The sequence below is a fragment of the Streptomyces lateritius genome, assembly GCF_014649715.1.
Lineage (GTDB): Bacteria > Actinomycetota > Actinomycetes > Streptomycetales > Streptomycetaceae > Streptomyces > Streptomyces lateritius.
The window spans coordinates 450,579-458,903 of record NZ_BMTO01000001.1 but is presented as its reverse complement, the minus strand read 5'-3'; the positions used below and the strand labels follow the sequence as shown (position 1 = coordinate 458,903).

Sequence of the window (8,325 nt, the reverse complement as noted above, 5' to 3'; positions counted from 1 at the left end):
GCCCGAGCGGCGGGGGGCGGAGGCCGCGGACGAGGGGCGGCCGCCGGTGGCCGAGCGGCCGCCGGTGGACGTGCGGCCGGTGCCGGTGGTCGTGCGGCCGGTGGTGGAGGTCGTGCGGGAGCGGCCCGCGCTCGCGGCGCCGCCGTTGGCGCCGCGGCGGGAGCGGCGGGCGCCGGTGGAGGCGGCGGGCTGGGGCGGCTGGGGGACCTCGATGACGACCGCTATGCCGGACGGCTCCCGCGCGCCGGTGAGCCGGGTCAGCTCCTCGTCGCTGGACTTGATCTGGGCCGTACGCGGGGTGATCCCGGCGTTCGACATCAGACGGCTCATGTCCCGCTTCTGCTCGGGCAGCACGAGGGTCACGACGCTGCCGGACTCGCCGGCCCGGGCGGTGCGGCCGCCACGGTGCAGGTAGTCCTTGTGGTCGATCGGCGGGTCGACGTTCACGACGAGGTCGAGGTCGTCGACGTGGATGCCGCGGGCCGCAACGTTGGTCGCGACCAGCACGGTGACCTGGCCGGTCTTGAACTGGTCCAGGGTGCGGTTGCGCTGGGGCTGGGAGCGGCCGCCGTGCAGACCGGAGGCCCGTACACCGCTGGCGAGGAGCCGCTTGACCAGCCGGTCCACGGCCCGCTTGGTGTCCAGGAAGAGGATCGTGCGGCCGTCGCGGGCCGCGATCCGGGTGGTGACGGCCTTCTTGTCGGTCTCGTCGGCCACGTAGAGCAGGTGGTGCTCCATCGTCGTCACCGCGCCGGCCGAGGGGTCGACGGAGTGCACGACCGGGTCGGTGAGGAACATCTTCACCAGGCGGTCGATGTTCTGGTCGAGGGTGGCCGAGAACAGCATCCGCTGACCGTCCGGCTCGACCTGCTTGAGCAGCGCGACGACCTGCGGCATGAAGCCCATGTCGGCCATCTGGTCGGCCTCGTCGAGAACGGTGATCGCGACCTGGTCGAGTCGGCAGTCGCCGCGCTCGATGAGGTCCTTCAGCCGGCCGGGGGTGGCGACGAGGACCTCGGCGCCGCGGCGCAGGGAGTTGGCCTGCTTGGTGATGGACATGCCGCCGACGACGGTCGCCACCCGCAGCTGCACCGAGGTGGCGTACGGGGTGAGGGCGTCGGTCACCTGCTGGGCGAGCTCGCGGGTGGGCACGAGGACCATGGCGAGCGGCGCCTTGGGCTCGGCGCGGCGGCCCGCGGTGCGGGCGAGCAGGGCGAGGCCGAAGGCGAGGGTCTTGCCGGAGCCGGTGCGGCCGCGGCCGAGGATGTCCCGGCCGGCGAGCGAGTTCGGCAGGGTGGCGCCCTGGATCGGGAACGGCTCGGTGACGCCCTGGGCGGCGAGCGTCTTGACGAGCGCCGCGGGCATGTCGAGGGCGTCGAAGGACTCGACGGAGGGCAGGGCCGGCGTCAGCGTCTCGGGCAGGGTGAACTCACGCGGCGGCGGAGGCGTGGCCGGCCCTCGGCCGCGTCCGGCACCCCCCTTGCCCCGGGCCGGGCCGGAGCCGCGGCGCGCGCCGCCGTTTCCGCCGGCGTTACGGGTGCTGGTGCCGCCCGAGCCGTCGCGGGCGCCCGAGCCGCGCGCGGGGCGGCCCGATCCATTTCCGGACGGGGTGCCGGAAGTGGAGTCCGCGGCCCGACGGGGCCGCCTTTCGGAGCGAGTCATAAGGGGAGATGCCTTCCTGGCCTGAGCACAGCGCGAGCCGGGACCCGCACCTGCGCGGTGCGGGTCCCGGCTGCGAGAAAACGCGTTACGGCAATCAGGCGGGGAGGATGTTCTCCGCCTGCGGGCCCTTCTGGCCCTGCGTGACGTCGAAGGTGACCTTCTGGCCTTCCTGCAGCTCACGGAAGCCGGAGGTCGCGATGTTCGAGTAGTGGGCGAAGACGTCGGCGCCGCCGCCGTCCTGCTCGATGAAGCCGAAGCCCTTTTCCGAGTTGAACCACTTCACGGTTCCAGTAGCCATGTGAATCTCCTGAATAGGTAGGGTCCCCATCCCGGAGAGTCCGGAAAACAAAATTGCGCCTGAAGGAACATTCCCGTCAGGCGCACATAAAGTTCATGGGTACCAAAACTAGCAACAGGGAAAGACTAGCACGCTGTCCCGCCCGTTCGGGCGGGACAGCGACGAGGATCACAGTCGCTCGATGATCGTGACGTTGGCCTGGCCGCCGCCCTCACACATGGTCTGGAGCCCGAACCGGCCGCCGGTGCGCTCGAGTTCGTGCAGGAGGGTCGTCATCAGCCGTACTCCGGTCGCGCCGAGCGGGTGGCCGAGGGCGATCGCGCCGCCGTTCACATTCACCCGATCGGGGTCCGCGCCGGTCTCCTTCAGCCAGGCGAGGACGACCGGGGCGAAGGCCTCGTTGATCTCGACCAGGTCGATGTCGTCGATCGACATGCCGGTCTTCTTCAGGGCGTGGGCGGTCGCCGGGATCGGTGCGGAGAGCATCCGGATGGGATCCTCGCCGCGGACCGAGAGGTGGTGGACGCGGGCGCGGGGGGTCAGTCCGTGCGCGGCGACCGCGCGCTCGCTCGCGAGGAGCATGGCGGCGGCGCCGTCGGACACCTGGGAGGAGCAGGCCGCGGTGATGGTGCCGCCGTCGACGACCGGTTTCAGGTTCGCCATCTTCTCCAGGGTGGTGTCCCGGCGCGGCCCCTCGTCCACGGTCACGTCGCCGTGGGCCACGGTCTCGCGGGCGAAACGGCCCTCGCCGATCGCGCGCAGCGCCCGCCGGTGGGAGCGAAGGGCGTATTCCTCCTGGTCACGGCGGGTGATGCCCCATTTCGCGGCGATCAGTTCGGCGCCGTGGAACTGGTTCACGGGCGCGTTCGCGTACCGGGCGCGCCAGCCCTCGGAGCCCCCGTAGGGACCGTCGGTCAGGCCGAGGGGTTCGGCGGCCTGCCGGGAGGCGAAGGCGATGGGGATCATGGACATGTTCTGGGTGCCGCCCGCGACGACGAGGTCCTGGGTGCCGGACAGGACGCCCTGCGCCGCGAAGTGCACGGCCTGCTGGGAGGAGCCGCACTGGCGGTCGATCGTGACGCCGGGCACCTCTTCGGGGAGGCCTGCCGCGAGCCATGCCGTACGGGCGATGTCGCCGGCCTGCGGGCCCACCGTGTCGAGGCAGCCGAAGACCACGTCCTCGACGGCGGAGGGGTCGATGCCGGAGCGTTCGACGAGCGCCTTCAGTACATGGGCGCCGAGGTCGGCGGGGTGGACGGCGGCCAGGCCGCCCCTGCGGCGGCCCACCGGGGTGCGGACCGCTTCGACGATGTAGGCCTCGGCCATGACTGCTCCTCCATACGGTCAGGGACGTACGGCGATTCCGTCCAGGACCATCGACAGGTACTGGCGGGCGATCTCGTCCGGGCTGTGCTGTCCGCCCGGGCGGTACCAGGACGCGGCGACCCAGACGGTGTCGCGCACGAACCGGTAGGTGAGCCGGATGTCGAGGTCGGCCCGGAAGACCCGGGCCCGGACCCCGCGCTCCAGCGTGCCGAGCCACGCCTTCTCGAACTTCTGCTGCGAGTCGGAGAGGTAGTGGAAGCGGGGCTGGGCGGCGAGGTGCTTGGACTCCTTCTGGTAGATGGCGACGGCGGCGCGGTGCCGGTCGATCTCCCGGAAGGACTCGGTGACGAGGGCCTCGATGGTCTCCCGGGGGCCGAGACCGGCGGCGAGGACGGCGTCGTACCCCTCCCACAGCTCGGTCAGGAAGGTGGAGAGGATCTCGTCGAGCATCGATTCCTTGGAATCGAAGTGGTAGTAGAGGCTGCCGGCGAGCATGCCGGCGGCGTCGGCGATCTTGCGGACGGTGGTGGCGTTGTACCCCTGGGCGGCGAACACCTCGGCCGCCGTGTCGAGGAGTTCTCGACGCCGCTCGGGCGAGGCGGTCACCTGGGTCTTCTTCTTGCTGGGGGTCTGGGCAGTGTTCGGCACACGTCCATTCTGGTCCTACGCGTGCTGGCTGCTGACCGAGACGGTCTCGCCGGTCATGTAGGAGGAGTAGTCGCTGGCGAGGAAGACGATGACGTTGGCGATCTCCCAGGGTTCGGCGTACCGGCCGAAGGCCTCGCGTTCGGTGAGTTCGGCGAGGAGTGCGGCGGAGGTGACCTTGACCAGGTGGGGGTGCATGGCCAGCGAGGGCGAGACGGCGTTGACGCGGACCCCGTGGGGGGCCGCCTCGATCGCGGCGCAGCGGGTGAGCGCCATGACGCCGGCCTTGGCGGCGGCGTAGTGGGCCTGGCCTGCCTGGGCGCGCCAGCCGACGACCGAGGCGTTGTTCACGATCACGCCGGGGTCGCCGGAGTCCTTGAAGCACCGCAGGGCGGCCCGGGTGCAGCGGAAGGTGCCGTTGAGGGTGACGTCGAGGACGCGGGTCCACTGCTCGTCGGTCATGTCGACGAGTTCCGCGGTGCCTCCGAGTCCGGCGTTGTTGACGACGACGTCCAGGCCGTCGTGGAGCCGTAAGGCGGTGTCGAAGAGCCGTCGTACCTGGGTCTCGTCGGTGACGTCGCAGGGAAGCGCGGCGATCCGGCCGTCGCCGAACTCGGCGGCGAGGGCGGTGGCGGTCTCCTCGAGGCGGCGCTCGTGGGCGTCGCTGACGAGCACCCTGGCGCCCTCCTCCAGGAATCTGCGGGCGGTGGCGCCGCCGATGCCGGCTCCGGCGGCGGCGGTGACGACGGCGCTGCGGCCGGTCAGCAGCCCGTGTGCCTTGGGGTACGGAGGCGGTGTCACGGGCGCGGCTCCTTGGGGAGGCCGAGCACCCGCTCGGCGACGAGGGTGCGCTGGATCTCGCTGGATCCGGCGTAGATCGTGTCGGCGCGGGAGAAGAGGAACAGCCGCTGCCACGCGTCGAGTTCGTACGGTTCGCCCGCGGCGAGCGTGGCGGCGGCGCCGCGGATGTCCATGGCGAGTTCGCCGAGGTCGCGGTGCCAGTGGGACCGGTACAGCTTGGCCACGGAGGGGTCCGTGCCGCGCAGGGCGCTCGCCCGCATGACTTCGAGGCCGGTCCAGGAACGGGCGAGCCGGTCGCGGATCAGGGGGTCGTCGAGGGCTCCGGTGCGGCGGGCGAGAGCGAGCAGCCCTTCGAACTCGCGGCGGAATCCGACCTGTTGGCCGAGGGTGGAGACACCGCGCTCGAATCCCAGGGTGGCCATCGCGATCCGCCAGCCGTCGCCGGGTGCGCCGACGACATGGCCGGCGTCGGTCCGGGCGCCGTCGAAGAAGACCTCGTTGAACTCGCTGGTGCCGGTGAGCTGGACGATCGGCCGGACCTCGACGCCCGGCTGGTCCATCGGCACGAGGAGGTACGAGAGTCCCGCGTGCCGGCGCGATCCGGGCTCGGTGCGGGCCAGGACGAAGCACCACCGGGACTCGTGGGCCAGCGAGGTCCAGATCTTCTGGCCGGTCACCACCCAGGCGTCGCCTTCGCGAGTCGCGCGGGTGCGGACGGCGGCGAGGTCGGAGCCGGCGCCGGGTTCGCTGTAGCCCTGGCACCAGAGCTCCTCGACGGCCCGGATCGGGGGCAGGAAGCGGGCCTTCTGCTCCTCCGTGCCGTGGGCGAGGAGGGTGGGGCCGAGGAGCTGTTCGCCGATGTGGTTGACGCGGGCGGGGGCGTCGGCGAGGGCGTACTCCTCGTGGAAGGCGATCTGCTCCTCGAGGCTCGCGCCGCGTCCGCCGTACTCCTTCGGCCAGCCGACGCAGGTCCAGCCGTGCGCCGCCAGGTGCCGTTCCCAGGCGAGGCGTTCGGTGAACGCCTCGTGTTCCCTGCCCGGGCCGCCGAGGCCCTTGAGGCGGGCGTACTCGCCGCCGAGGTGAGCCTTCAGCCACTCCCGTATCTCGGCGCGGAACTCCGGGACGCTGTTCGCGGGGCGGCCTGCGGTACCGGCCGGGGCGCTGTCCGTGGCGCTGCTCATGGCCGTACGTTAACCTACCAAACACTTGTTAGGGAAGGATGCTCCCATGGATCTGACGCACACCGCCCAGGAGGAGGACTTCCGCGCGGAGGCCCGGGCCTGGCTGCGCGCCCACGTCCCGGCCGAGCCGCTGCCGTCCCTGGAGACCGAGGAGGGCTTCGCGGCCCATCGGGCCTGGGAGGCGGAGCTCGCCGCCGACCGCTGGTCGGTGGTGTCCTGGCCCGAGCGGTACGGAGGGCGGGGCGCGGACGTCTTCCGCTGGCTGGTGTTCGAGGAGGAGTACTACGCGGCGGGGGCGCCCGGCCGCGTCTCGCAGAACGGCATCAACCTGCTCGCCCCGACCCTCTTCGACCACGCCGCCGAGGAGCAACGGGCGCGGGTGCTGCCCTCGATGGCGACCGGCGAGGTCGTCTGGGCGCAGGCGTGGTCGGAGCCGGAGGCCGGCTCGGACCTGGCCGCGCTCAGCTCGCGGGCGGTACGGACGCCGGGGGGCTGGCTGCTGTACGGGCAGAAGACCTGGTCCTCCCGGGCCGCCTTCGCCGACCGGGCCTTCGGCATCTTCCGCACCGACCCGGCGGCCGACCGCCCGCACCGGGGGCTGACGTATCTGATGTTCGACCTGCGGGCGCCCGGTGTGACCGTCCGGCCCGTCGGGCGGCTCGACGGGAAGCCCGCCTTCGCCGAACTCTTCCTGGACGAGGTCTTCGTGCCCGACGAGGACGTGATCGGGGCGCCTGGCCAGGGCTGGCGGATCGCGATGTCCACGACGGGCAACGAACGCGGTCTGACGCTCCGCTCCCCCGGCCGCTTCCTCGCGGCGGCCGAGCGGCTCGTACGGCTGTGGCGCGCGACCGGCGAGGACCGGGGGCTGCGGGACCGGGTGGCGGACGCGGTGATCGGCGCGCGGGCCTACCAGCTCTTCACGGCGGCCGGTGCCTCGCGCTTCGCGGCGGGGGCGACGATCGGGGCGGAGTCGAGCCTCAACAAGGTCTTCTGGTCGGAGTACGACATCGCGCTGCACGAGACGGCGCTGGACCTGCTGGGCGGCGAGTGGGCGGAGTCCGGGGCGGGCGGCTGGTCGGACGGCGAGTGGGCGGACGGGGCATGGGCCGAAGGGTTCCTCTTCTCCCTCGCGGGCCCGATCTACGCGGGTACGAACGAGATCCAGCGCGACATCATCGCCGAGCGGCTGCTCGGCCTGCCGAAGGGACGCCGCTGATGAGGTTCCGGCTCACCGACGAACAGCGGGACTTCGGACGGTCGCTGGACGCCCTGCTGACGGCCGCCGACACCCCGGCGGCGATACGGTCCTGGGGCGCGGGTGACCCGGGCCGGGGGCTCGCCCTGTGGGCGCGGCTCGCGGAGGCGGGGGTCTTCGCGCTCGCGGTGCCACAGGCGTACGAGGGGGCGGGCGCCGGGTCCGTGGAAGTGGCCGTCGCCCTGACGGAGCTGGGACGTCACGGGGTACCCGGCCCGGCGGTGGAGACGGTGGCCGCGTCGGCCCTGCTCACCGAGCTGGCCCGGCGGGGCGAGGCGGACCCTGCCGAGCGCCTGCTGCCGGGCATCGCCTCGGGCGAGACCGTGACGACACTGGCGATACCCGCGAGCACGGCCACGTCCACGTCCACGCCCTCGCCCGGCGCGGGCGGCACATCGGGTACCTCGGGGACGACCCCGGGCACCCCCTCGGCCCGACTCCGTGCGGGAGCCGCTTCGGGCACCCCCCCGCCCCGGCCCGGCGCGGGCGGCACATCGGCGTCCCCAGCACCGCGGGGCTTCGGCCCGCGCCCCGGGCGCGGAGAGGCGGTGGACTCCACTGCGTACGCGCTGGACGCGGACGTCGCCGGGCTCACGCTCGTCGTCGCGGGCGACGAGCTGCGGATCGCCCGCGGGCACGGGCCCGTACGGGTGTCGGCGGATCCCGCGCGACGGTTCGCCCGGCCAGGCGGCGGGGAGCTGCTGGCCGCCGGGCCCGCCGTCGTGGCCGCCGCCGAGCACGCCGCCCGCTGGGCGATGCTCGCGACCGCCGCCCAGTCGCTCGGGGTCGGCCTCACCCTGCTCGACCGGACCGTGGCGTACGCGAAGCAGCGCACTCAGTTCGGGACGGCGATCGGCTCGTTCCAGGCGGTGAAGCACCGGCTGGCGGACACTCTGATCGGCCTGGAATTCGCCCGGCCTCTGCTCTTCGGAGCGGCGCTCACCTTCGAGAGCACCGATCTAGCCGCGGCGAAGGTCGGTGCGGGCGAGGCGGCCTACGCGGCCGCCCGCACCGCCCTGCAGATCCATGGCGCCGTCGGCTACACCGAGGAGCTGGACCTCTCCCTCTGGCTGCGCAAGGCACGGCCCCTGCGGGATGCCTGGGGCACTCCGTCCAGGTGCCGTGCCCTGGTCCTCGGCGCGTCGTGACCCATC

Annotated in this window: 8 protein-coding genes; 2 read left to right on the top strand and 6 right to left on the bottom strand. The window is 72.9% G+C overall.

Features of this window, described 5'->3' with window-relative positions; translation table 11 throughout:
• The 6 genes from IE136_RS02165 to IE136_RS02140 all read right to left on the bottom strand — a co-directional run.
• Window positions 1-1,662: DEAD/DEAH box helicase (locus IE136_RS02165; protein ID WP_189599241.1), on the bottom strand; the 1,662-nt coding region annotated here is incomplete at its 3' end.
• A gap of 94 nt (window positions 1,663-1,756) precedes the next feature.
• Window positions 1,757-1,960, bottom strand: coding sequence for a cold-shock protein (locus IE136_RS02160; RefSeq protein ID WP_005318814.1), 204 nt, complete (start codon window positions 1,958-1,960; stop codon window positions 1,757-1,759).
• Window positions 1,961-2,128: 168 nt separating this feature from the next.
• Window positions 2,129-3,286: an acetyl-CoA C-acetyltransferase gene (locus IE136_RS02155; RefSeq protein WP_189599240.1), complete on the bottom strand. Its 1,158-nt coding sequence runs from the start codon at window positions 3,284-3,286 to the stop codon at window positions 2,129-2,131.
• A gap of 18 nt (window positions 3,287-3,304) precedes the next feature.
• Complete coding sequence (locus IE136_RS02150) at window positions 3,305-3,934, bottom strand: TetR/AcrR family transcriptional regulator (RefSeq protein WP_158986366.1); 630 nt, start codon at window positions 3,932-3,934, stop codon at window positions 3,305-3,307.
• Window positions 3,935-3,949: 15 nt separating this feature from the next.
• A complete protein-coding gene (locus tag IE136_RS02145) occupies window positions 3,950-4,732 on the bottom strand; it encodes an SDR family oxidoreductase (protein WP_158986368.1) in 783 nt (260 codons plus the stop codon).
• Window positions 4,729-5,913 (bottom strand): acyl-CoA dehydrogenase family protein, encoded by a 1,185-nt coding sequence (locus IE136_RS02140; protein ID WP_158986370.1) that lies wholly within the window; start codon window positions 5,911-5,913, stop codon window positions 4,729-4,731. Before IE136_RS02140 ends, IE136_RS02145 begins: the two co-directional genes overlap by 4 nt.
• Before the next feature lie 46 nt (window positions 5,914-5,959).
• Here IE136_RS02140 and IE136_RS02135 point away from each other — a divergent pair, with 46 nt between their 5' ends.
• Entirely contained in the window at window positions 5,960-7,132 is a 1,173-nt protein-coding gene (locus tag IE136_RS02135; RefSeq protein WP_189599239.1) for an acyl-CoA dehydrogenase family protein, read from the top strand.
• Window positions 7,132-8,319 (top strand): acyl-CoA dehydrogenase family protein, encoded by a 1,188-nt coding sequence (locus IE136_RS02130; RefSeq protein ID WP_189599238.1) that lies wholly within the window; start codon window positions 7,132-7,134, stop codon window positions 8,317-8,319. The genes IE136_RS02135 and IE136_RS02130 overlap by 1 nt, the downstream gene beginning before the upstream one ends.
• The last annotated feature ends 6 nt before the right edge of the window (window positions 8,320-8,325 follow it).